The sequence below is a fragment of the Pantoea sp. JGM49 genome, from assembly GCF_018257655.1.
Lineage (GTDB): Bacteria > Pseudomonadota > Gammaproteobacteria > Enterobacterales > Enterobacteriaceae > Pantoea > Pantoea communis.
Genome location: NZ_JAERJM010000002.1, coordinates 276,304 through 297,860, shown reverse-complemented (window position 1 = coordinate 297,860; position 21,557 = coordinate 276,304). Strand labels below are relative to the sequence as shown.

The window sequence follows — 21,557 nt, the reverse complement described above, 5'->3', positions numbered from 1 at the left end:
GCCTCGCTACCCTTTTTTTACCGGAGCTCGTTATGGGTATCGATTGGAACTGGGGCATCTTTTTACAACAGGCCCCGTTCGGCAATACGACTTACCTCGGCTGGCTGTGGTCCGGATTTCAGGTTACCGTTGCGGTTTCCTGCTGCGCCTGGATTATCGCCTTCCTGGTAGGTTCCTTCTTCGGCATTCTGCGTACCGTGCCCAATCGACTGCTGTCGACCATTGGCACCTGCTACGTGGAACTGTTTCGTAATATCCCGCTGATCGTCCAGTTCTTCTTCTGGTACCTGGTGGCGCCAGAACTGGTGGGCGAAAAACTGGGGATGTGGTTTAAAGCAGAACTGGACCCCAATATTCAGTTCTTCGTTTCCTCAACCATTTGCCTCGGCTTGTTCACTGCTGCGCGCGTTTGTGAACAGGTACGTGCCGCGATTCAATCATTGCCACGCGGTCAGAAAAACGCAGGGTTGGCGATGGGGCTGACGCTGCCACAAACTTATCGCTACGTGCTGCTGCCGAATGCCTATCGCGTGATTGTGCCGCCGATGACCTCGGAAATGCTGAACCTGGTGAAAAACTCTGCCATCGCTTCGACCATTGGTCTGGTGGATATGGCGGCGCAGGCCGGTAAGTTGCTCGACTACTCGGCGCACGCCTATGAATCTTTCACCGCCATTACCCTGGCTTACGTGGGTATTAACCTGGTGATCATGCTGATTATGAGTTTGGTAGAACGTAAAATTCGCCTGCCCGGCAATCTGGGAGGCAAATAATGTACGAGTTTGACTGGAGTTCGATTCCTCCCAGCCTGCCCTATTTGTGGAATGGCTTGATCATCACCTTCAAGATTACCGCCGTCGCCGTGGTGTTCGGCATTATCTGGGGCACGATTCTGGCCGTGATGCGTCTGTCGCCGTTCGCGCCGATTCGCTGGTTCGCTAAGCTGTACGTCAACCTGTTCCGCTCCGTCCCGCTGGTGATGGTGCTGCTGTGGTTCTATCTGGTGGTGCCTGCATTACTGCAACAGGTATTGGGACTCTCTCCCAAAACTGACATTCGCCTGATTTCCGCCATGATTGCTTTTGCACTGTTTGAAGCGGCCTACTATTCGGAAATCATCCGAGCGGGTATCCAGAGCATCTCACGCGGACAGTCGAATGCTGCGCTCGCGTTGGGTATGACGCACTGGCAATCAATGAAATTGATCATCCTGCCGCAGGCGTTCCGCGCCATGGTGCCACTGCTGCTGACGCAGGGCATTGTGCTGTTCCAGGATACCTCGCTGGTGTATGTGCTAAGCCTGGCTGACTTCTTCCGTACCGCCTCGACGATTGGCGAGCGTGACGGTACCCAGGTTGAAATGGTTCTGTTTGCCGGTCTGGTCTATTTTGTGATCAGCCTGAGCGCTTCGCTGTTGGTTAGCTATCTGAAAAGAAAGAGGACGGTTTAAATGATTAGCCTGAAAAATGTTTCTAAGTGGTATGGTCACTTTCAGGTGCTGACCGACTGCTCCACCGAAGTAAAAAAAGGTGAAGTGGTGGTGGTCTGTGGACCGTCCGGCTCAGGTAAGTCAACCTTAATTAAAACGGTGAACGGTCTGGAACCGGTGCAGGAAGGCAGCATTCAGGTTAACGGTACCGAAGTGAACAACAAGAAAACCAACCTGGCACAACTGCGCAGCAAAGTCGGTATGGTGTTCCAGCACTTCGAACTGTTCCCGCACCTCAGCATTGTCGATAACCTGGTGCTGGCGCAGGTCAAGGTGTTAAAGCGTGATAAAGCCGCTGCGCGTGAGAAAGGTCTCAAGCTGCTGACGCGTGTTGGTCTGGCTGCGCATGCGGAGAAGTTCCCTGGACAACTCTCGGGCGGCCAGCAACAGCGTGTGGCGATTGCCCGCGCGCTCTGTATGGACCCCATCGCGATGCTGTTTGACGAACCGACATCTGCGCTCGACCCAGAGATGATCAACGAAGTGCTGGACGTGATGGTTGAGCTGGCGAACGAAGGCATGACCATGATGGTGGTGACGCACGAGATGGGCTTTGCGCGCAAAGTGGCCAATCGCGTGATCTTTATGGATGAAGGGAAAATTGTCGAAGACACTAACAAAGATGACTTCTTTAATAACCCGCAGTCCGACCGCGCAAAAGACTTCCTCGCGAAGATCCTGCATTAATTAGCGCTCTCAATTGCGCCGCTGTATGGATGGGGTTTCCCCATTAATCACGCAGCGGCGCGATTTTCCGCAAATCAAGGCTCAAAAGGCTGACGCTGGAAATGATCGTGCCCACACTCCGGGCAGCGAGTTAAGCTCTCCGGTGTATAGATCGCCCGGGTAAAACCGCACTTCTCACACACCAGGTTACCCAACCCCACCACTTCACCGCTTTGATAAACACCGTGATGTCGTAGATCCTGAAACACCTCGCGCCACTCTAATTGGCTTTTGTCCGTGATATCCACCAGTTCTTTCCATACGCTCTCGCGAATGACGCGCAAGAATACGGAGTCACCGAGCACATCTGAAGATTCCTGATAACTGAGCGCGAACTCATGTAAATCACGCCTGACCGCCCGCATCACCTCATTCACTTCAGAAGAGGTCAGCGTCTTTTTCGCTAATAACTCCTGCCGAGCCTCAGCGACCAGGGCATCAACATCACGCTCGCCCTGTTCCAGCCGCTGGGTTAATGCCGCTATCGTTGCACGATACTCCTGCGCCACGTTATTCATTTTGTTCTCCTTTCCGCGGGAATAGCTGATAGTAAGTTTAGCTGTTCTGTCATATTTGCCGTGACGAAAGCGGAGTAAATCGCAAAAGGGTGAAAGCGGCGGCGCATTGAGTAGAAATCCGCTCAGCCGGGGCGTGAAATGTTGTTGAGGAAGAGCCTTATGGGTATGCTATGCGGATCTAAATGTATGCGAACCCGTCATACTTCAAGTCGCAGGTGCGTTGGCTGCACGTGTTCACGCCGTCGCTTACTTCGTTAAGCGCGAGCGTATTCACACCTTTGCCGCCTGCCTGTGACGTGAACTATTCAGGGTTAACGATTTTCATAAAGGACCACAGGCAGCCATGCAAGAGCAATACCGCCCGGAAGAGATAGAATCCCGCGTCCAACAGCACTGGGACGAAAACGAAACCTTTAAAGTGACCGAGCAGGAAGGCAAAGAGAAATACTACTGCCTTTCTATGCTGCCCTATCCTTCTGGCCGCCTACACATGGGCCACGTGCGTAACTACACCATCGGCGATGTGATTGCGCGCTATCAGCGCATGCTGGGTAAAAATGTCCTGCAGCCGATTGGCTGGGATGCGTTTGGACTGCCAGCCGAAGGCGCTGCGGTAAAAAACAACACCGCGCCCGCACCATGGACTTATGACAACATCGAATATATGAAGAACCAGCTCAAACTGCTGGGCTTTGGCTATGACTGGAGCCGCGAATTGGCGACCTGCCAGCCAGAGTACTATCGCTGGGAACAGTGGTTCTTCACCAAGCTATATGAAAAAGGCATGGTCTATAAAAAGACCTCAGCGGTGAACTGGTGCCCGCATGACCAAACCGTACTGGCTAACGAACAAGTTATCGACGGCTGCTGCTGGCGTTGTGACACCAAAGTTGAGCGCAAAGAGATTCCTCAGTGGTTCGTGAAAATCACCGCTTACGCGGAAGAACTGCTCAACGATCTGGATAAGCTGGAAGACTGGCCTGAAACGGTCAAGACCATGCAGCGTAACTGGATTGGCCGTTCTGAGGGCGTGGAAATCACCTTCGATGTGGCGTACAGCGAAGAGAAATTAACGGTTTACACCACACGTCCGGACACCTTCCTCGGTGCCACCTACGTTGCTGTGGCAGCTGGCCACCCACTGGCGCGCCAGGCTGCGGCCAGCAACCCTGCGCTGTCTGACTTCATCGCAGAGTGCAGCACCACCAAAGTGGCTGAAGCAGATATGGCGACGATGGAGAAGAAAGGCATGGCCACCGGCCTGTTTGCTATCCATCCGCTGACGGGCGAAGAGATCCCAGTCTGGGTCGCTAACTTTGTCCTGATGGAATACGGCACCGGCGCAGTGATGGCTGTTCCAGGCCATGACCAGCGTGACTGGGAGTTCGCGACTAAGTACAACCTGAACATCAAACCAGTAATCCTGAATCTGGATGGTTCAACGCCTGATCTGAGCGAAGCGGCGATGACCGATAAAGGCGCGCTGTTCAACTCGGGTGAGTTCAACGGTCTGGATCATCAGGCGGGCTTCAACGCCATTGCTGATGCATTGGCGGCGAAAGGCGTCGGCGTGCGTAAAGTCAACTATCGTCTGCGCGACTGGGGTGTGTCCCGTCAGCGTTATTGGGGCGCGCCAATTCCAATGGTGACACTGGAAGACGGCACCGTGATGCCAACGCCAGAAGATCAGCTGCCAGTGATTCTGCCAGAAGATGTGGTGATGGACGGTATCACCAGCCCGATCAAAGCCGATCCTGAGTGGGCGAAAACCACGGTTAACGGCCAGCCAGCGCTGCGCGAAACCGATACCTTTGACACCTTTATGGAATCGTCCTGGTATTACGCACGTTACACCTGTGCCAATTACAACGAAGGCATGTTGGATCCTGCCGCTGCGAACTACTGGCTGCCGGTAGATCAGTATGTCGGTGGTATCGAACACGCCATCATGCACCTGATGTATTTCCGCTTCTACCACAAGCTGCTGCGTGACGCGGGCCTGGTGAACTCTGATGAGCCAGCCAAACGTCTGCTGTGTCAGGGTATGGTTCTGGCCGATGCGTTCTATTACACCGGCACGAACGGCGAGCGTAACTGGGTTTCTCCGGTTGATGTTAGCGTTGAGCGCGATGAAAAAGGTCGTATTGTTAAGGCTGTCGACAACGCAGGCCGCGAAGTGGTTTATGCCGGCATGAGCAAGATGTCCAAGTCGAAAAACAACGGCATCGATCCACAGCTGATGGTTGAACGTTACGGTGCCGATACCGTGCGTCTGTTCATGATGTTTGCTTCACCAGCAGAAATGACGCTGGAATGGCAGGAATCGGGTGTAGAAGGTGCGAACCGCTTCCTGAAGCGCGTGTGGAAACTGGCCTACGAACACGTAGCGAAAGGTGCCACCGTGGCGCTGGACCTCAATGCACTGAACGACGATCAGAAAGCGCTGCGTCGCGATCTGCACAAAACCATCGCCAAGGTGGCCGATGACGTGGGTCGTCGCCAGACATTCAACACCGCTATCGCTGCCATCATGGAGTTGATGAACAAGCTGACTCGTGCCCCGCAGGAGAGCGATCAAGATCGCGCACTGATGCAGGAAGCGCTGGTGGCGGTCGTTCGTCTGCTCTATCCGTTCACGCCGCACGCCAGCTATGTTCTGTGGCAGGCGCTGGGCGGAGAAGGTAGTGTCGATGAAGCCAGCTGGCCGGTTGCGGATGAATCCGCGATGGTGGAAGATTCACTGCTGGTCGTTGTACAGGTGAATGGCAAAGTGCGCGGCAAGATTACCGTTGCGCCGGATGCTACGCAGGAGCAGGTTCAGGCGCGTGCTGCGCAGGAGCACATTGTGGCGAAATATCTGGAAGGCGTCACACTTCGTAAAGTGATTTATGTCCCTGGCAAACTGCTTAACCTGGTCGTAGGTTAAGTTCAGGAGGAACTGTGCGACAACTGATTATCAGGCTGTTTGTCCTGCTCGCGGTGATGATCACCGCAGGCTGTGGTTTTCACCCGCGTGGCACCACCATGGTGCCTAACGAGATGAAAACGCTGATCGTCCAGAGTGGCGATCCGTATGGCCCAATGGCGCGCACCGTGCGCCAACAGCTGCGTATCAATGATGTCACCATTGTTAATGACAGCAAACAGGCCAGTGCCAAATACCCGACTCTGCGCTTAGGCGCAGAAGTGCAGGGACGTGATACCGCGTCAGTGTTTATCAGCGGTACCACTGCTGAGTATTCACTGGTGATGACAGTGACCGCGCAGGTTCTGATCCCGGGCAAAGGCATCTACCCGATCAGCACCACCGTGTACCGTTCTTTCTTCGACAACCCGAATGCCGCACTGGCGAAGGATGCCGAGCAAGACATGATCGTGCAGGAGATGCGCCAGCGTGCCGCCGAGCAGCTGGTGCGTAAACTGTTAACGGTTCATGCCGCGCAGGAAAGCAACAAAGACACGTTGCCACAGCCGGAGATCATCGCACCAGGTGAGAATTCACCAGAAGTGCCCTCTTCGTCAGCAACCAGTCTGCAATGATCAGGATTTATCCTGAACAACTGAGCGCGCAGCTTCGTGAGGGGCTGCGCGCCTGTTATTTTCTGACCGGCAATGAACCGTTGCTGATTCAGGAAAGTGCCGATGCCATTCGCGCGGCCTCATCTTCTCAAGGCTTTGAAGAACACTTCAGTGTCACTCTTGATGCGCAAACCGACTGGGATGCGATCTTTTCCAGCTGTCAGGCACTCAGCCTGTTCACTCAACGCCAGACCTTAACGCTGCAACTGCCAGAAAACGGTGCCAATGCAGCGATGGCCGAGCAACTGGTTAAACTCGCCAGCCTGCTGCACAGCGATATCCTGCTGGTGCTGCGCATGGCAAAACTGACCAAAGCGCAGGAAAACAGCGCCTGGTTTAAAGCGCTCAGCGCTCATGCCGTGCTGGTTCCCTGCCAGACGCCCGAACAAGCGCAGTTGCCGCGCTGGGTCGCGAGCCGTGCCAAAGCCATGAAGTTGAGTGTTGATGACGCGGCGATTCAACTGCTGTGCTACTGCTACGAAGGTAATCTGCTGGCGCTGGCGCAGGCGCTGGAACGTCTGTCACTGCTGTGGCCGGATGGCAAACTCACTCTGCCCCGCGTGGAAGACGCGGTAAATGACGCTGCGCATTTTACCCCTTTCCACTGGGTGGATGCCCTGCTGGCGGGCAAAAGTAAGCGCGCCCTGCATATCCTGCATCAGCTGGAAAAAGAGGATGCTGAAGGGGTGATTTTACTGCGTTCTCTGCAACGTGATTTACTGACGCTGCTGCATTTGCAGCGCAATCTGGGTAAACAGGGCCTGCGCGCGCTAATGGATCAACAGCGCATCTGGCAAAACCGTCGCGCACTGTTTACCGATGCGCTGCAACGCCTTGATGCACGTCGTCTGCAACGCGCCGTTCATCTGCTCGCCGAACTGGAGCTGACCATGAAGCAGGATTATGGTCAAAATCTTTGGCCGCAGCTGGAGACCTTGTCGCTGCTGCTGTGTCACCGCGATTTTCCCCTGAGCTTCACTGATGTCTAAACTCTACGCGCTGTTCGGCGGCACCTTCGACCCTATCCACTTTGGCCATCTGCGCCCGGTGGAAGCGCTGGCGCAACAGGTGGGGTTGAAAAAGGTCACGCTGCTGCCGAATAACGTGCCACCGCATCGCCCACAGCCCGAAGCCAGTGCCCGGCAACGCGTGGAAATGCTGCGCTGTGCCATTGCGACCCGCCCCCTGTTTGATATTGATACGCGAGAGTTGGAGCGGGATACGCCGTCATGGACGGTGGCAACCCTTGAAGCACTCCGTGCGGAACGCGGTGCAGAACAGCCCCTCGGGTTTATCATCGGACAAGATTCTCTGCTAACGTTAGCCAAATGGCATCGCTGGCAGGATCTCCTCTCTTTGTGCCATCTGTTGGTCTGCCAGCGACCGGGCTATGCAACGCAGATGGAAACGCCTGAGATGCAGCAGTGGCTGGATGCGCATCGTGCACAGCACGCAGAACAGTTGCATCAAGCACCGGCAGGCCATATCTGGCTGGCTGATACGCCGCTGTTTGACATCTCCGCCACGGAAATACGCCAGCGTCGTCACCTTGGGCAATCCTGCACCGATCTGCTGCCCGATGCGGTTATCGACTACATCGATCGCGCTGGCTTATATCGCGGTTGATCGTTGCGTGCTATACTGCGCCGCTTCATTTTAGGCTATGTTTTCCGGGCATTCAGCCTTCTCGTAATCACCTGTTTTAAGGGGAACCTTTTGCAAGGTAAAGCACTCCAAGATTTCGTTATTGATAAGATTGACGATATTAAAGGCCAGGACATCATTGCTGTTGATGTGCAGGGCAAATCGAGCATCACCGATTGCATGATCATCTGCACCGGCACGTCGACGCGTCATGTGGTTTCAATCGCCGATCACGTGGTTCAGGAATCCCGTGCCGCGGGTTTAAAACCGCTAGGCGTCGATGGTAAAGCTGCCGCTGATTGGGTCGTCGTTGATCTTGGCGAAGTGATCGTACACGTGATGCAGGAAGAGAGCCGCCAGCTGTATGAGCTGGAAAAGCTCTGGAGCTAAGCCTTGAAACTGCAGCTTGTGGCCGTCGGCACCAAAATGCCTGACTGGGTTCAGACCGGTTTCATGGAGTATCTGCGCCGCTTCCCCAAGGATATGCCGTTTGAACTGACCGAAGTGCCTGCGGGTAAACGCGGCAAGAACGCGGACATCAAGCGCATCCTGGAAAAAGAGGGTGAAGCGATGTTAGCGGCCGTCGGCAAAGGCAATCGCATCGTCACGCTGGATATTCCTGGGCAGCCGTGGGAAACCCCACAGCTGGCGCAACAGCTTGAGCGCTGGAAACAAGATGGCCGCGATGTCAGCTTGTTGATTGGCGGCCCGGAAGGACTGGCGCCGGCCTGTAAAGCCGCTGCCGAGCAGACCTGGTCGCTGTCCACGTTGACGTTGCCACATCCGCTGGTGCGTGTGCTGGTCGCTGAAAGCCTGTATCGTGCCTGGAGCATCACCACGAATCATCCTTATCACCGTGAATAAACGCCTGACAACCTCCAGACAATAAACGCAGCGGATGAAATTACAGAGCAACGCCTTTCGCGATTACACTGCCGAACAGAAACTCTTTGTCCGCCGGGCTTTGGTGGCTTTTGTTGGCATTTTCCTGCTCTCCAGCGTGCTGGTGGTCAACCTCTATCACCTGCAAATCCTGCGTTTCGACGATTATAGCACCCGTTCCAATGAGAACCGCATCAAGCTGGTGCCTGTAGCGCCCAGCCGCGGCATCATCTTTGATCGTAATGGCGTCCCGCTGGCGCTGAACCGAACCATTTATCAGGCCGAATTGGTACCTGAAAAAGTCGATGACCTGAAGCAGACGCTGCAGGATCTGCGCCCGGTGCTGGATCTGACGGACGACGATCTCGACGCCTTTGAAAAAGAGCGTAAGCGCTCACGCCGTTTCACCTCTATTCCGGTAAAAACCGCGCTCAATGAAGTGCAGGTGGCGCGTTTCGCCGTCAATCAGTACCGCTTCCCCGGCGTGGAAGTGAAGGGTTACCAACGCCGCTATTATCCTTACGGTCAGACGCTGACCCATGTGGTGGGCTACGTCTCTAAAATTAACGATCGCGACGTTAAGCGCCTCGATGATGAAGGTAAATGGCCTAACTATGCGGCAACGCATGATATCGGCAAGTTGGGCATCGAGAACTATTACGAAGATGTGCTGCATGGCAAAACCGGCTACGAAGAGGTTGAAGTGAACAACCGCGGCCGGGTCATTCGCCAGTTGCACGAGCAATCCCCGCAGGCCGGCCGCGATATCTATCTGACCGTCGACCTGAAACTGCAGCAGTACATCGAAACCCTGTTGACCGGCAGCCGTGCGGCGGTGGTGGTCAGCGATCCGCGCACCGGTGAAATTCTGGCGCTGGTGTCCACCCCCAGCTATGACCCCAATCTGTTTGTCGATGGCATCTCCAGCAAGGATTACAAAGCCCTGCTGAGCGATGAGAATCGTCCACTGTATAACCGTGCGTTGCAGGCTTCTTACCCACCCGCCTCAACGGTGAAACCTTATGTTGCCGTCTCTGCGCTGAGTGCAGGCGTGATTAACCGCAACACCAGCCTGTTTGACCCCGGCTGGTGGCAGTTGCCCGGTTCGGAAAAACGCTATCGCGACTGGAAAAAATGGGGACACGGCCGTCTTAACGTCACCAAGTCGCTGGAAGAGTCTGCCGATACCTTCTTCTATCAGGTCGCCTACGACATGGGCATTGATCGCCTGTCAGAGTGGATGACCAAATTTGGCTATGGCCATCGCACCGGTATTGATTTGCCGCAGGAAAGTCCCGGCAACATGCCAACGCGTGAGTGGAAGCTGAAGCGCTTTAAGAAGCCGTGGTATCAGGGTGACACCATTCCGGTGGGCATTGGCCAGGGTTACTGGACCGCAACGCCGGTGCAGATGAACAAAGCCATGATGATTCTGATCAATGACGGCATTATCAAAGTGCCGCATTTACTGCGCGCCACCCGTGAAGGTCAGGCCATGGTGCCGTATCGCCAGCCGCCAGATGCGCCTATTGGCGACATCCACTCGGGATATTGGGAAATCGCCAAAGATGGCATGTACGGCGTGGCCAACCGCGCGAACGGGACGGCGCACAAAAGTTTTGCTGATGCACCTTACAAAATCGCTGCGAAATCCGGGACTGCGCAGGTATTCGGTCTGAAAGAGAACGAAACCTATAACGCGCACAAAATTGCTGAACGCTTGCGTGACCATAAGTTAATGACGGCATTCGCGCCTTACGATAAACCGCGCGTTGCCGTGACCATGATTCTGGAGAACGGCGGTGCCGGCCCGGCAGTGGGTACGGTGATGCGTCAGATTCTCGACCACATAATGTTAGGTGACAACAATACCGTGCTGCCTGAAGCCGCACCGACGCCGCCTGGCTACGAAGGTGAATAAAGATGTCCATGAACGATAGTCCGCAGAAAAGATCGATCTGGACGCGTATCCATATCGATCCCCTGTTTATGCTGATCATCCTTGCGCTACTGGCTTACAGCGCCATCGTCATTTGGAGCGCCAGCGGTCAGGATCCCGGCATGATGGAGCGTAAACTCGGTCAGATTGCCATGGGTATCATTATCATGCTGGTGATGGCGCAAGTGCCGCCGCGCGTTTATGAAAGTTGGGCGCCCTATCTCTACATTGTCTGCGTGATATTACTGGTGGCGGTGGATGCCTTTGGCCATATCAGTAAAGGGGCGCAGCGCTGGCTCGATCTTGGCTTTGTGCGTTTCCAGCCCTCGGAAATCGCCAAAATAGCGGTGCCGCTGATGGTGGCGCGCTTTATTAACCGCGATGTCTGCCCACCGACGCTGAAAAATACCGGCATTGCGCTGGTGTTGATCTTCATGCCGACGCTGTTAGTGGCGGCACAGCCTGACCTCGGCACCTCGATTCTGATCGCCGCGTCCGGCCTGTTTGTGCTGTTCCTGTCGGGCATGAGCTGGAAGCTGATTGCCCTGGCGGTGCTGCTGGTGGCGGCCTTTATTCCGGTACTGTGGTTCTTCCTGATGCATGACTATCAACGTGACCGCGTGATGATGCTGCTCGATCCTGAGAGTGATCCACTCGGTGCCGGTTATCACATTATTCAGTCCAAGATTGCGATTGGATCAGGTGGTTTACGTGGCAAAGGTTGGCTGCATGGCACCCAGTCACAGCTGGAGTTTTTGCCTGAACGTCACACCGACTTTATCTTTGCGGTACTGGCAGAAGAACTCGGCCTGGTCGGCGTATTAGTGTTACTGGTACTGTATCTGCTGCTGATTTTGCGCGGCCTGATTATTGCGGCGCGCGCGCAAACCACCTTTGGTCGCGTGATGGCCGGTGGTTTGATGTTGATTTTATTCGTCTATGTTTTCGTTAACATTGGTATGGTAAGTGGTATCTTACCCGTGGTCGGTGTTCCGCTGCCGCTGGTGAGCTACGGCGGGTCGGCGTTGATTGTATTAATGGCCGGATTTGGCATCGTGATGTCGATCCATACTCATCGAAAAATGTTATCTAAAAGCGTTTAAGAGGCTGCACATGCGTAAGGATTGGCTTGGGGTTGCACTGGCATCATTGGTACTGGCTGCCTGTTCCGCACCGGAACAGCAGAATAATACTGCGCCACCGCAGCCGGCCTATAATGGCCCGGTGGTGGAAATCCCAGGCGTTGAACCGCGCTATGAACCGATCAATCCTTCTACCAGCCAGGATTACAGCGTTAATGGTAAAAATTATCGCGTAATCAAGGATCCTTCGAACTTCAGCGAAGTTGGGTTGGCCACCTGGTACGGTGCAGAAGCACAAGGTAATCGCACAGCGATCGGCGAAGCTTACGATCCAGACGCCTTAACTGCGGCACACCCTACTCTGCCACTGCCAAGCTATGTGCGCGTCACTAACCTCGCCAATGGTCGCCAGATCGTGGTGCGTGTTAATGACCGTGGCCCGTATACCCCCGGCCGCATCATTGACCTGTCTCGCGCGGCAGGCGACCGTTTGAATATCTCGAATAATTCCCGTGTTCGCGTGGATTACATCAAAGTCGCACCGGATGGTTCTGTTTCCGGCCCCGGCACCATTGGCACCACAGTGGCGAAGCAGAGCTACGCCCTGCCCGCGCGCCCGGATCTTAACGGCGGCATGGTGATGATGGGTGGCAGCGCCAATACCACGCCTGCACCTGCGCCACAGGATGTTCGCGCAGTCGATAACAGCACCCTGCAGAGTAACGGTGGACTCGGTGCCCCGGTGCAGAGCAGCGGTTTCCTCGGCGCGCCTCAGCCTTTAGCAAACGGTGTACTGGAAGGCAGTGAACCGGCCGCCACGCCTGTGCAGGCAACATCCGCTGCGCCTGTCGCGGCATCGGTTTCTGCTCCAGCCAGCGCTGCACCTCAGAGTACGCATACCGCCGGTGGTTATGTCGTTCAGGTCGGTGCGGTCAATGATGCGGCGCGCGCCCGTCAACTGGCGACCAGCCTGGGTAAACGTTTTGGCGTCCCCGGCAATGTGGAAGCCAATGGCAACGTTTATCGTATTCAACTCGGCGGCTACAGCAGCCGGGCGGAAGCCGCTGCGTTACAACAGCGCCTGACCACTGAAGCACAAATGAGCTCATTTATTACAACTGCCCGTCCGTAATGTTACGGGCAGTTACCTTTACTGCTGAAACTGATTTGCAAAGCAAGATGTCGCTTGATCGGGCGTTTGCTATAGTAAGGCACTTTTTTCACTCTTAGCCCACGGATGTTGTAGTCCTTAACATGAATACGCTGAAACCCTCTCGTTTTCTGAAACGCCTGACAGTGGGATCACTGGTCGCCCTTTCTCTCAGCCATGCCGCCTTTGCGGACGATGTTAACCTTAAGACGATGATCCCGGGCGTCCCGGAAATCGATGCTGAAGCTTATGTGCTGATCGATGCCAACTCAGGTAAAGTCCTGGCCGAAAAGAACGCCGATGCGCGTCGCGATCCCGCCAGTCTGACCAAAATGATGACCAGCTATGTGATTGGTCAGGCAGTCAAAGCAGGTAAAATCCATAACGATGACATTGTCACCGTAGGCAAAGATGCCTGGGCAACCGGTAACCCGGTGTTTAAAGGCTCTTCACTGATGTTCCTGAAGCCTGGCGATCGCGTACCAGTTTCTCAGCTGACGCGCGGTATCGTACTGCAGTCAGGGAATGATGCCTGTGTGGCAATGGCCGATTACGTTGCCGGCAGCCAGGATGCGTTTGTTAGCCTGATGAACAACTATGTTGGCGCGTTGGGTCTGAAAAACACCCACTTCCAGACCGTGCACGGCCTGGATGCTGAAGGCCAGTACAGCTCGGCGCGTGATATGGCGCTGATCGGTCAGGCTCTGATCCGTGATGTGCCGGACGAGTATTCGGTGTATCGTGAAAAAGAGTTCACCTTTAACAATATCAAACAGATGAACCGTAATGGTCTGCTGTGGGATACCAGCCTGAACGTGGACGGCATCAAAACCGGTCACACTGATGCGGCAGGTTACAACCTGGTGGCTTCTGCCACTGAAGGCCAGATGCGTCTGATCTCTGCTGTTATGGGCGGTCACACTTATAAAGGCCGCGAAACCGAAAGTAAAAAGCTGCTGACCTGGGGCTTCCGTTTCTTTGAGACCGTCGCACCTCTGAAAGCAGGCAAAGAGTTCGCCTCTGAGCCGGTTTGGTTTGGTAACAGCGATCGTGTCCAGTTAGGCGTTGAAAAAGATGCCTACCTGACCATTCCACGCGGCCGTATGAAAGACCTGAAAGCCAGCTATGTACTGACCAATACCGAACTGCATGCACCGCTGCAGAAAAACCAGGTGGTGGGTAGCATCAACTTCCAGCTGGATGGCAAAACCATTGAACAGCGTCCGCTGGTGGTGCTGAACGAAGTGCAGGAAGGCGGCTTCTTCAGCCGTATCATTGATTACATCAAACTGATGTTCCATCACTGGTTTGGCTAAGACGCTTGAAAAATCGTCTGTCTGATACCATATAATTAGAAACCCCCGTTTCAAACGTATAGGGGAGGCTGGAAAGCCTCCCTTATCGATTTTTATGCATCACCTGTTGTAGGGGCGGCCTTCGGGCTTCTCTTCTCAATTTTAAGCACCGGAGCCAACATGAAAACCAAACTGAATGAACTGCTCGAATTCCCTACCCCCTTCACCTATAAAGTAATGGGTCTGGCGCAACCGGAGCTGGTTGATCAAGTGGTTGAAGTGGTGCAGCGCCACGCCCCCGGCGACTATACCCCGGCAGTGAAACCGAGCAGCAAAGGTAACTACCATTCGGTTTCTATCACCATCACCGCAACGCATATCGAACAGGTAGAAACCCTGTACGAAGAACTGGGTAACATCGATATCGTGCGCATGGTCCTGTAATACCCGCGCTGGCAAAGGCGGCTTTGCCAGCGTTATACTCAGCCCTTCACTCTTTACCGGATCTCCGCTTTGTCAGCTAACACGCTTCTTGTTCGTCAACTGGGCCAGCGCGACTGGCAACTTGTCTCCGATGCGATGCATCAGTTTACCGATCAACGTGACAGCAGCACCGCCGATGAAATCTGGCTGGTGGAGCATCACCCCGTATTCACTCAGGGCCAGGCAGGCAAAGCCGAGCATCTGCTGATGCCAGGCGATATTCCGGTGGTACAGAGCGATCGTGGCGGTCAGGTGACCTATCACGGACCGGGGCAACAGGTGATGTACGTTTTGATTGATATTAAACGTCACAAAATCGGTGTCAGAGAGCTGGTCACCGCGCTGGAAGAAACCGTGATCGCCACCCTGGCGGATTATGGTATCGCTGCGCGCGCACGTGCCGACGCACCCGGCGTGTATATCGGTGATGACAAAGTGTGCTCATTGGGATTACGCATCCGTAAAGGGTGCTCCTTCCACGGCCTGGCGTTGAATGTGGCGATGGATCTGGCGCCCTTCCTGCGCATCAATCCCTGCGGTTATGCCGGCATGCGCATGACGCAGCTCAGCGAAAAGCAGCCGGGCGTCACAACCGCCGACGTACAACCCCGTTTGGTACAACATTTCGCCCGCTTAACCGGTTTCACCCAGCTTGAATGGCAAAATGAGGCCAGGGTCTGACCTTGACTGTCTGTGCTCATTTACAAAATTGTAACTTTAGCGCTCGCATATCGGCTGCTTATGCGCAGACGAAATGATATAATTTTTGCCATATTTTCAAATAAAGTTGAAAGCCTGGTTCTCAGTTTGAGTGAGGAAGCTTTCAAATCGCAATCCCGACCGGAACCTGCAGATTTATGAGTAAACCAATTCAGATGGAACGTGGCGTCAAGTATCGCGATGCCGACAAAATGGCGCTGATTCCGGTGAAAACCGTGATGGTCGAGCGTGAAGAAATTCTGCGTAAGCCGGAGTGGATGAAGATAAAACTGCCTGCGGATTCCAGCCGCATTCAGGGTATCAAAGCCGCCATGCGCAAAAATGGTCTGCACTCAGTATGTGAAGAGGCCTCCTGCCCTAACCTCGCTGAATGTTTTAACCACGGCACCGCCACCTTTATGATCCTCGGCGCGATTTGTACGCGTCGTTGCCCATTCTGCGACGTCGCCCACGGCCGTCCAAATATGCCTGACGCCAACGAACCGCTGAAACTGGCACAAACTATTGCCGATATGGCGCTGCGTTATGTGGTGATCACCTCGGTTGACCGCGACGATCTTCGCGACGGCGGGGCTCAGCATTTTGCCGATTGCATCACTGCCATTCGCGAAAAAAATCCTAACATCAAAATTGAAACGCTGGTGCCTGACTTCCGTGGCCGTATGGATCGTGCGCTGGAAATCCTCACCGCCACGCCGCCAGATGTGTTCAACCACAACATGGAAAACGTGCCACGCGTTTACCGTCAGGTACGCCCTGGCGCCAACTACGACTGGTCGCTGAAGCTGCTGGAGCGTTTCAAAGAAGCGCATCCTGATGTGCCAACCAAGTCTGGCCTGATGGTCGGATTGGGTGAAACCAATGCGGAAATCGTAGAAGTGATGCGTGACCTGCGTCGTCATGGTGTCACCATGCTCACACTCGGCCAGTATTTACAGCCAAGCCGCCATCACCTGCCGGTACAGCGCTATGTGAGCCCGGCAGAGTTTGATGAGATGAAAGAGGAAGCCATGGCGATGGGCTTCACCCACGCGGCCTGTGGCCCATTCGTCCGTTCTTCTTATCATGCGGATATGCAAGCCAAAGGGCTGGAAGTGAAGTAATCGGTTTTGCGGGTCTGACGCCCGCAGCCAGCCTTTTTTTCACCCGTGCCAAAAAACAAAAACCAGACTGGAAGCAGTCTGGTTTTTTTATCAACGTCATAAACATTTACACTTATTGACGTTTGAAGTCGGATTACTCTTTGTGGCTCACGCGTTCAGCCGGCGCTTCTTCAGCGGTGCTTTTGGTTGCGGTGGATTCATCGTCTTTCATGGCTTTCTTGAAGCCTTTAATGGCGGAACCCAGATCACCACCCAGTGAACGTAACTTGTTGGTACCAAACAGCAGTACAATAAGTGCACCGATGATCAGCAGTTTGGCAATGCTGAAACCTTCCATACTTTACCTTTCAACCTTAGCGAAAACAGACATAGCTATTAACGCGCAGTTTATCAGCTGTCACAACTGGAATCTGTAACAGATTACGATCAACACCCGCGCAACATTAAATAAAGCGGCTCAAAAAGGCCTGCGTACGCGGGTGCTGTGGATTACCGATCACCTGCTCCGGTGTTCCCTGCTCCACCACCACGCCGCCATCCATAAATACCACCCGATCCGCCGCCTCACGTGCAAAGCCAATCTCATGTGTCACCACGATCATGGTCAGACCACGATCGGCCAGCGTGCGCATCGTCGCCAGCACCTCTCCCACGAGTTCGGGGTCCAGCGCGGAAGTCGGCTCATCAAACAGCATCAACGCCGGTTTGATGGCTAACGCACGAGCAATCGCCACACGCTGCTGCTGGCCGCCGGAAAGATGGCGTGGCCAGGCATCGGCTTTGTCACTCAATCCCACCGTTGTCAGCAGTTCGCGCGCATGCTGCAACGCTTCATGGCGGGGAAACTTATGCACACCAATGGGCGCTTCAATAATGTTCTGCAGCACGGTCATGTGTGGATAGAGGTTGAATTGCTGAAACACCATGCCGATCTTCTGACGCTGGTGAGCAATCCGCCGTGCCGACAGGCGATGCAGAATCCCACGCTTCAATTCGTAGCCAATCTGCTCTTCACCCACCATGATGGAGCCGGCGTTCATATCTTCCAGATGGTTTATACAGCGCAGGAAGGTCGATTTGCCCGATCCCGATGGCCCGAGAATCACCACCACTTCACCTGGAAACACATCCAGATCGATCCCTTTCAATACCTCGTTATCGCCATAACTCTTCTGGACATTGCGCGCAGAGACCAGCGGCTGAATCTCACTCATACATCCTCCTTCAGCTGATGTGTGGCTGCGACAGCCGTGTCTGTCCGTCGTTTATTCACCACGGTACGTTTGGTGCCGCGTGCGTAGTAGCGTTCAATTGCTGACTGCCCAATATTCAGGATCGATGTGATCAGCAGATACCAAATCACGGCGACCATCAGCATCGGGATAATTTCAAAGGTGCGGTTATACACGGCCTGCACCGAGTAAAGCAGATCGCCCATGGCTATTACGCTCACCAGCGAGGTCGCTTTAATCATACTGATCAGCTGATTGCCGGTGGGAGGAATAATGGATCGCATCGCCTGAGGAATGATAATGCGGCGCAATGCACGGCTGCGGCTCATGCCAAACGCCTGAGTGGTTTCCACCTGCCCCTGATCCACCGACAACAGCCCGGCGCGAATGATCTCCGCCATATACGCCGCTTCATTCAGTGCCAGTCCGGCAAACGCAGCGGTCAGCGGCGTAATCAGATCGTTGGTATTCCAACTGGCGAAGGTAATATCCGTCCAGGGTACGGTAATCGAAATGTTCGGAAACAGCGTCGACAGGTTGTACCAAAAGATCAGTTGCACCAGCAGTGGCGTACCCCGGAAAAACCAAATGTAGAGCGACGAGATACCGCTCAGCAGTTTATTCTCCGAAAGGCGCCACACCGCCAGCAGCAGGCCCAGCAGCGTACCGAGGATCATCGAGACCACCGTCAGCCCGAGCGTCACCTGCAGCCCTTTCATCACCGAACCTTCGGTGAACCACTGCAACACCACTTTCCATTCAAAATTGGGATTGGTCGCCACCAGCCAGAGAAAGTTGGCCGCGACCACCAGTACCACAATCCATGAGATCCAGCGTCCATAGGTGGGCGCACTGCGGGCGAAAGCGACATCGCGCTGCTGCACGTTGGCCTTATCCCTGGCTCGCGTATTGTGGGTGACCGGATTCATTTTGCTGTCCCCTGCGCCAGATTACGACCCGGCTGCTGCAAGATATTGCCGTCGAGTTTCCACTTCTTCATGATCGCCGCGTAGGTGCCGTTGGCGAACAGCTCTTTATAGGCGTCGAGTACTACGTTGCCCAGTTCGGAACCTTTTGGTACTACCGTGCCCTGGAAAATATCGCCAAAGCCGTTTTTCTGCCCTTTACCGGAAAGCTCCAGCTGGCCATTGGCTTGCTCGATAAAGTAGGTCAGCGGTGCCTGTGAAGAGAAGAATGCATCAGAACGCTTAGAGCGTACTGCCAGAATCGATGAAGGCTGATCGGTAAAGGATTGCACCACCACCGCGGGCTTGCCCGCGGCGACGCAAGCGTCCGACTGCTTACGAATCACCTGCTCAGCTGAACCGGCTGCCATCACAGCAATACGCTTGCCGCAGGTGTCTTCCAGACCGTTAATTTTCGCTGGATTGCCCTTTTGAACGCCGAACACCACGAACTCCTGCACAAAATCGATGAAGTCGACTTTCTGCTGACGATCGGGATAGTCGCCAATCGGCCCAATCGCCATCTGATAACGGCCCGAGTTAATGCCAGCTAAAACACCCGACAAACCGCTGACCGTGGCATGTTCAATTTTCACACCCAGCAATTGAGCCAAAGCATTCGTCAGGTCGGCTGAGGCGCCGTCCATCGAATGTGGACCGTTCACGATCTCATAAGGAGGAAACGATCCGTTGTTTACCGAAATCATTTTTCCAGCGCTTTTAATCTCTGCTGGCAAGCGGTCATGCAGCGCCTGATCAACTTTCTGCGTTGGGATAGTTTCCGCTGCCTGCACTGCGCTGACTGTCAGCCCCAGCGTCAACGTTATTGCTGTTGTAAGTTTATTCATGAGCCAGTTCCCCAAAATCTATCAAAGTGGTTTCAGTTCAGGACGAGCAAAACGGCGGTTTTCCAGCACCGGCAGTACGCTACGTGCGTAGGCAATACGTTGTGGATCGAGGTCGGCGAACACCAGTGCCGCCGACTCTGGCGCTTTGGCTATCGCCACGCCAAGAGGATCGATGACCAGACTGTTGCCGATGTTACGCGGGCCACATTCGCCCACGGCCACCATGTAACAGGTGTTTTCCAGTGCGCGTGCCGTACACAGCAATTCCCAATGCATCTCTTTCAGCGGGCCTTTGACCCACGCGGCAGGCAATACCAGCACATCAGCACCGTCCAGCACCAGACGGCGCGCCAGCTCAGGGAAACGCACGTCGTAGCAGGTCATCAGGCCCACTTTCATCCCGGCCACTTCCACCAGCGGTGGGATTTCGTTGCCTGGATTCACGCGCTGTGACTCCTGCATCGCAAACGCATCATAAAGATGCAGCTTTTCGTAGGCGGCGATGAGTTCACCGTTGCGAATGGCAATCAGCACGTTGAGCGCTTTGTTGCCTTCAGTTGGCACGTGCACGCTCATCATGGTGGTCAAATCGTTGCCTTTGCTGACTGCCAGCAGCTGCGTGATGAAAGGACCATCCAGCGGTTGTGCGGCTTTCAGTACCAGATCAGGGTCGGCAATATCACGCGCCAGCACGCCTTCTGGCAGGACCAGTAAATCCGCGCCTCCGGCCAGTGCATTGTTCATTAAACCGATGCAGATATCGGTGTTTTCCTGCCATTCCCGGCTGACAGCAAACTGCCCCATTGCAACTTTCATCTTCACTCCCCTTGCACTGCTGCCGGGAAAATCGCTTCCGGCGTCAGTAATGTTTTGGTTAAGCCTTGCTGGAACAGCTCGTTAGCAAAATCGGCGATCATCTTTTTGTTAGCGGAGAATCCGTTTTGATTCCAGTCCGCCGGTAATTCCTGCGCGGTACGTCGCAAATCATCCAGCAGCCACGGTGTGGTGTCGGCGTATTTCTCGCGTTTCTGCATCCACATCTGGTACGAACGATCGATGATTTCGCTTAACGCCTGCGGCAGCCAGGGATGCATTTCCGCCAGTGCCGGTTTCATCGCCAGCAGATGGATACCCGGCACGTAGCCGACGCGATTAAAGTAGTCGCGCTCGGCGGTCACAAAGTCGTTTTGCAATTGACGCAGGCCAGAATTTTTCAGGAAGAAACCTTCTGGCATAAAGGGCGTGAACACCGCATCCAGCTCACCGGCCTTCAGCAGTTCGATCAGCGGGCGCTCATCCGGTGCCGGCTCAATGCGGCCCGGACGACCGAATCCCGCGAGGCGATCCACAATCGGATGCTCTTCGGTCAGACGGCCGGCAAACCAGTACGCATCATCGATCTCCACGCCAGCTTCACGCAGCACGGTGCGCGTCCAGGTGTTGCCAGAATCCTGCCAGCCGGTCACCCCGATTTTCTTGCCTTTCAGCTGAGCGGGCGTGGTAATCGGGCTGTCAGCGGTAGTGATGATGCAGCGCTGGCGGAAGCCGCGCATCAGGAAGTGCGGCAGGCCGAGCAGTGCGTTATCGCCTCTGGCGCATGCCTGAGCATAGCGGCTGAATGACACTTCACCCGCGTCGTATTTGTCGCTGGTCGCGAGGTTATCAACCAGCGTGCCCACGCGGTCAATCTCCAGCGTGAAGCCTTCTGGTTTGATGTCGCCGAGTGCCAGCGGGGTGAAATAATCCCAGTCACGCACCGCCAGTCTTATGGTTACCATAATTGTGCTTTCCCCGTTTTCGGCCAGAGATCTGGCGCTGTTTATTTATTAAGCAAATAGTGCTTGAATTTGAGTCTAAAACGCGAATACTAATCTGAACAATCAATTCTTTGTTACTGAACAA

The 21,557-nt window shown here is 54.6% G+C and carries 23 protein-coding genes; 16 read left to right on the top strand and 7 right to left on the bottom strand.

What is annotated here, in order from left to right:
- Positions 1-32 precede the first annotated feature (32 nt).
- From JK231_RS04520 to JK231_RS04510, 3 genes are read left to right on the top strand one after another with little or no spacing between them, the layout of a single operon-like run.
- The gene (locus tag JK231_RS04520; protein ID WP_034829069.1) at positions 33-773 is read left to right on the top strand and encodes an amino acid ABC transporter permease; all 741 of its coding nucleotides are present in this window, start codon (positions 33-35) and stop codon (positions 771-773) included.
- The gene (gltK, locus tag JK231_RS04515; protein ID WP_058960797.1) at positions 773-1,450 is read left to right on the top strand and encodes a glutamate/aspartate ABC transporter permease GltK; all 678 of its coding nucleotides are present in this window, start codon (positions 773-775) and stop codon (positions 1,448-1,450) included. The genes JK231_RS04520 and gltK overlap by 1 nt, the downstream gene beginning before the upstream one ends.
- Positions 1,451-2,176 carry an amino acid ABC transporter ATP-binding protein gene (locus tag JK231_RS04510; RefSeq protein WP_034829065.1) on the top strand — a complete coding sequence of 242 codons (726 nt, stop codon included), beginning with the start codon at positions 1,451-1,453 and terminating at the stop codon, positions 2,174-2,176.
- Between the two features lie 74 nt (positions 2,177-2,250).
- Here JK231_RS04510 and JK231_RS04505 read toward each other — a convergent pair whose 3' ends face one another.
- Positions 2,251-2,733, bottom strand: coding sequence for a zinc ribbon-containing protein (locus JK231_RS04505; RefSeq protein WP_097117433.1), 483 nt, complete (start codon positions 2,731-2,733; stop codon positions 2,251-2,253).
- Positions 2,734-3,076: 343 nt separating this feature from the next.
- On the opposite strand from JK231_RS04505, the gene leuS reads away from it, so the two are divergent.
- From leuS to lipA, 13 genes are all read left to right on the top strand, one after another.
- Positions 3,077-5,659 (top strand): leucine--tRNA ligase, encoded by a 2,583-nt coding sequence (leuS, locus tag JK231_RS04500; protein WP_160832612.1) that lies wholly within the window; start codon positions 3,077-3,079, stop codon positions 5,657-5,659.
- A gap of 14 nt (positions 5,660-5,673) precedes the next feature.
- Positions 5,674-6,273: an LPS assembly lipoprotein LptE gene (lptE, locus tag JK231_RS04495; RefSeq protein ID WP_211728092.1), complete on the top strand. Its 600-nt coding sequence runs from the start codon at positions 5,674-5,676 to the stop codon at positions 6,271-6,273.
- Positions 6,270-7,301 (top strand): DNA polymerase III subunit delta, encoded by a 1,032-nt coding sequence (gene holA / locus JK231_RS04490; RefSeq protein ID WP_211728091.1) that lies wholly within the window; start codon positions 6,270-6,272, stop codon positions 7,299-7,301. Before lptE ends, holA begins: the two co-directional genes overlap by 4 nt.
- The gene (nadD, locus tag JK231_RS04485; protein ID WP_097117437.1) at positions 7,294-7,938 is read left to right on the top strand and encodes a nicotinate-nucleotide adenylyltransferase; all 645 of its coding nucleotides are present in this window, start codon (positions 7,294-7,296) and stop codon (positions 7,936-7,938) included. The genes holA and nadD overlap by 8 nt, the downstream gene beginning before the upstream one ends.
- A 90-nt stretch (positions 7,939-8,028) precedes the next feature.
- Positions 8,029-8,346, top strand: a complete 318-nt coding sequence (rsfS, locus tag JK231_RS04480; RefSeq protein ID WP_038648315.1) for a ribosome silencing factor — start codon at positions 8,029-8,031, stop codon at positions 8,344-8,346.
- Between the two features lie 3 nt (positions 8,347-8,349).
- The gene (rlmH, locus tag JK231_RS04475; protein ID WP_211728090.1) at positions 8,350-8,820 is read left to right on the top strand and encodes a 23S rRNA (pseudouridine(1915)-N(3))-methyltransferase RlmH; all 471 of its coding nucleotides are present in this window, start codon (positions 8,350-8,352) and stop codon (positions 8,818-8,820) included.
- A 34-nt stretch (positions 8,821-8,854) separates the two neighbouring features.
- Positions 8,855-10,759, top strand: a complete 1,905-nt coding sequence (mrdA, locus tag JK231_RS04470; protein WP_034829051.1) for a peptidoglycan DD-transpeptidase MrdA — start codon at positions 8,855-8,857, stop codon at positions 10,757-10,759.
- 8 nt (positions 10,760-10,767) lie between these two features.
- Positions 10,768-11,880, top strand: coding sequence for a peptidoglycan glycosyltransferase MrdB (gene mrdB / locus JK231_RS04465; RefSeq protein WP_097117589.1), 1,113 nt, complete (start codon positions 10,768-10,770; stop codon positions 11,878-11,880).
- A gap of 10 nt (positions 11,881-11,890) precedes the next feature.
- On the top strand, positions 11,891-12,991 hold the full coding sequence (gene rlpA, locus JK231_RS04460) for an endolytic peptidoglycan transglycosylase RlpA (protein ID WP_097117438.1): 1,101 nt from the start codon (positions 11,891-11,893) through the stop codon (positions 12,989-12,991).
- Between the two features lie 122 nt (positions 12,992-13,113).
- Complete coding sequence (dacA, locus tag JK231_RS04455; RefSeq protein ID WP_034829047.1) at positions 13,114-14,325, top strand: D-alanyl-D-alanine carboxypeptidase DacA; 1,212 nt, start codon at positions 13,114-13,116, stop codon at positions 14,323-14,325.
- A gap of 159 nt (positions 14,326-14,484) precedes the next feature.
- Positions 14,485-14,748, top strand: coding sequence for a DUF493 family protein YbeD (gene ybeD, locus JK231_RS04450; RefSeq protein WP_034829045.1), 264 nt, complete (start codon positions 14,485-14,487; stop codon positions 14,746-14,748).
- A 69-nt stretch (positions 14,749-14,817) separates the two neighbouring features.
- Positions 14,818-15,468: a lipoyl(octanoyl) transferase LipB gene (gene lipB / locus JK231_RS04445; protein WP_211728089.1), complete on the top strand. Its 651-nt coding sequence runs from the start codon at positions 14,818-14,820 to the stop codon at positions 15,466-15,468.
- A 176-nt stretch (positions 15,469-15,644) separates the two neighbouring features.
- Positions 15,645-16,610 (top strand): lipoyl synthase, encoded by a 966-nt coding sequence (lipA, locus tag JK231_RS04440; RefSeq protein WP_211728088.1) that lies wholly within the window; start codon positions 15,645-15,647, stop codon positions 16,608-16,610.
- 133 nt (positions 16,611-16,743) lie between these two features.
- Here the strand turns inward: lipA and tatE are convergent, their stop codons facing one another.
- The 6 genes from tatE to JK231_RS04410 form a co-directional block, all read right to left on the bottom strand.
- Positions 16,744-16,947 carry a twin-arginine translocase subunit TatE gene (gene tatE / locus JK231_RS04435; protein WP_034829040.1) on the bottom strand — a complete coding sequence of 68 codons (204 nt, stop codon included), beginning with the start codon at positions 16,945-16,947 and terminating at the stop codon, positions 16,744-16,746.
- Positions 16,948-17,053: 106 nt separating this feature from the next.
- On the bottom strand, positions 17,054-17,824 hold the full coding sequence (locus JK231_RS04430) for an amino acid ABC transporter ATP-binding protein (RefSeq protein WP_160832616.1): 771 nt from the start codon (positions 17,822-17,824) through the stop codon (positions 17,054-17,056).
- Positions 17,821-18,771: an amino acid ABC transporter permease gene (locus JK231_RS04425; protein ID WP_058960807.1), complete on the bottom strand. Its 951-nt coding sequence runs from the start codon at positions 18,769-18,771 to the stop codon at positions 17,821-17,823. Before JK231_RS04425 ends, JK231_RS04430 begins: the two co-directional genes overlap by 4 nt.
- A complete protein-coding gene (locus JK231_RS04420) occupies positions 18,768-19,655 on the bottom strand; it encodes an ABC transporter substrate-binding protein (protein WP_211728087.1) in 888 nt (295 codons plus the stop codon). The genes JK231_RS04425 and JK231_RS04420 overlap by 4 nt, the downstream gene beginning before the upstream one ends.
- A 21-nt stretch (positions 19,656-19,676) precedes the next feature.
- A complete protein-coding gene (locus JK231_RS04415; protein WP_034829032.1) occupies positions 19,677-20,471 on the bottom strand; it encodes a deaminated glutathione amidase in 795 nt (264 codons plus the stop codon).
- Between the two features lie 2 nt (positions 20,472-20,473).
- On the bottom strand, positions 20,474-21,433 hold the full coding sequence (locus tag JK231_RS04410; protein WP_211728086.1) for an ABC transporter substrate-binding protein: 960 nt from the start codon (positions 21,431-21,433) through the stop codon (positions 20,474-20,476).
- Positions 21,434-21,557: the final 124 nt, after the last annotated feature.

Bases quoted from the DNA above. Each gene is read 5' to 3' on its own strand.
- JK231_RS04520 (WP_034829069.1), top strand. From the start codon at position 33: ATGGGTATCGATTGGAACTGGGGCATCTTTTTACAACAGGCCCCGTTC.
- gltK (WP_058960797.1), top strand. From the start codon at position 773: ATGTACGAGTTTGACTGGAGTTCGATTCCTCCCAGCCTGCCCTATTTG.
- JK231_RS04510 (WP_034829065.1), top strand. From the start codon at position 1,451: ATGATTAGCCTGAAAAATGTTTCTAAGTGGTATGGTCACTTTCAGGTG.
- JK231_RS04505 (WP_097117433.1), bottom strand. From the start codon at position 2,733: ATGAATAACGTGGCGCAGGAGTATCGTGCAACGATAGCGGCATTAACC.
- leuS (WP_160832612.1), top strand. From the start codon at position 3,077: ATGCAAGAGCAATACCGCCCGGAAGAGATAGAATCCCGCGTCCAACAG.
- holA (WP_211728091.1), top strand. From the start codon at position 6,270: ATGATCAGGATTTATCCTGAACAACTGAGCGCGCAGCTTCGTGAGGGG.
- nadD (WP_097117437.1), top strand. From the start codon at position 7,294: ATGTCTAAACTCTACGCGCTGTTCGGCGGCACCTTCGACCCTATCCAC.
- mrdA (WP_034829051.1), top strand. From the start codon at position 8,855: ATGAAATTACAGAGCAACGCCTTTCGCGATTACACTGCCGAACAGAAA.
- mrdB (WP_097117589.1), top strand. From the start codon at position 10,768: ATGAACGATAGTCCGCAGAAAAGATCGATCTGGACGCGTATCCATATC.
- rlpA (WP_097117438.1), top strand. From the start codon at position 11,891: ATGCGTAAGGATTGGCTTGGGGTTGCACTGGCATCATTGGTACTGGCT.
- dacA (WP_034829047.1), top strand. From the start codon at position 13,114: ATGAATACGCTGAAACCCTCTCGTTTTCTGAAACGCCTGACAGTGGGA.
- ybeD (WP_034829045.1), top strand. From the start codon at position 14,485: ATGAAAACCAAACTGAATGAACTGCTCGAATTCCCTACCCCCTTCACC.
- lipA (WP_211728088.1), top strand. From the start codon at position 15,645: ATGAGTAAACCAATTCAGATGGAACGTGGCGTCAAGTATCGCGATGCC.
- tatE (WP_034829040.1), bottom strand. From the start codon at position 16,947: ATGGAAGGTTTCAGCATTGCCAAACTGCTGATCATCGGTGCACTTATT.
- JK231_RS04430 (WP_160832616.1), bottom strand. From the start codon at position 17,824: ATGAGTGAGATTCAGCCGCTGGTCTCTGCGCGCAATGTCCAGAAGAGT.
- JK231_RS04425 (WP_058960807.1), bottom strand. From the start codon at position 18,771: ATGAATCCGGTCACCCACAATACGCGAGCCAGGGATAAGGCCAACGTG.
- JK231_RS04420 (WP_211728087.1), bottom strand. From the start codon at position 19,655: ATGAATAAACTTACAACAGCAATAACGTTGACGCTGGGGCTGACAGTC.
- JK231_RS04415 (WP_034829032.1), bottom strand. From the start codon at position 20,471: ATGAAAGTTGCAATGGGGCAGTTTGCTGTCAGCCGGGAATGGCAGGAA.
- JK231_RS04410 (WP_211728086.1), bottom strand. From the start codon at position 21,433: ATGGTAACCATAAGACTGGCGGTGCGTGACTGGGATTATTTCACCCCG.